The sequence below is a fragment of the Polaromonas sp. P1_E1_2 genome (assembly GCF_056406035.1).
The window spans coordinates 1-1149 of record NZ_JBFUAZ010000895.1; the positions used below are offsets into that span (position 1 = coordinate 1).

General features: G+C 62.5%; 2 protein-coding genes. Both read right to left on the reverse strand.

Annotated elements, in window-relative coordinates; genetic code table 11:
* The coding region (gene ftsA / locus AC1D1P_RS23865; RefSeq protein ID WP_477674722.1) for a cell division protein FtsA at window positions 1-825 on the reverse strand (825 nt) is incomplete at its 3' end.
* A gap of 4 nt (window positions 826-829) precedes the next feature.
* The coding region (locus AC1D1P_RS23870) for a cell division protein FtsQ/DivIB (RefSeq protein WP_477674723.1) at window positions 830-1149 on the reverse strand (320 nt) is incomplete at its 5' end.

The following is a 1149-nucleotide window of genomic DNA, read 5'->3' on the forward strand; positions in this document are numbered from 1 at the left end:
CACTTCCACCTGCGTGTCGGGGTCGGCCAGCAGCTGCTTGGCGTAACCGCTTTCCACCTTGATGTCTTCAGCGTCCTTGGTGGGCGTGCGCAGCGCCATCGCGATGTCGCTGGTGATCAGGTCACCGGCGATCGGGATCACCGCGGTGTGCCGGATGGCGCCACCGGTGAAGATGGCGACGTCGGTGGTGCCGGCACCGATATCGACCATGGCCACACCCAGCTCCTGCTCGTCCTGTGTCAATACCGCCAGACTCGAAGCCAGCGGGTTGAGCATGAGCTGATCGACTTCAAGCCCACAGCGCCGCACACATTTGATGATGTTTTCAGCCGCGCTCTGGGCGCCCGTCACGATGTGCACCTTGGCTTCCAGGCGTATGCCGCTCATGCCGATGGGTTCGCGCACGTCCTGGCCGTCAATCACGAACTCCTGCGGCTCCACCAGCAGCAGGCGCTGGTCGGTCGAGATGTTGATGGCCTTGGCCGTCTCGATCACGCGCGCTACGTCGGCCTGCGTGACTTCCTTGTCCTTGACCGCCACCATGCCGCTGGAGTTGATGCCGCGGATGTGGCTGCCGGTAATGCCGGTGTAGACGCGGGCGATCTTGCAGTCGGCCATCAGTTCAGCCTCTTTCAGGGCCTGCTGGATGCTTTGCACCGTGGCGTCAATATTGACGACCACCCCGCGTTTGAGCCCGTTGCTCGCCGCGATGCCCAGGCCGGCAAGCTTGAGCTCCCCGCCCGGCATGACCTCGGCCACCACCGCCATGACCTTGCTGGTTCCGATGTCCAGCCCGACCACCAGATCTTTGTATTCCTTGGCCATATATTTACCTTTTTTTCTTTCCGTCGTCTTTGTCAGCGGGGCTTCCCGTGGTGACACCCCTGAGCCTGATCGCATAACCATTGCCGTAACGCAGGTCGGCGGATTCCAGGTCCCGCCCGTACCGGGATGACACCTGCGTCACCGTGGCAATAAAGCGGCGGGTACGTGCCTGTATTTCGTCCAGCGACCCGTGCCCCAGTTCGATCACGGCGCCGCTGTCCAATTGGGCACGCCAGCCACCCTGGCCGGTCATCTGCAATTGCTCCAGCGTGGCATCTGTTTCGTCGAACATCGGCGCCAACGCCTGGTAGGCCTGCAGTACCT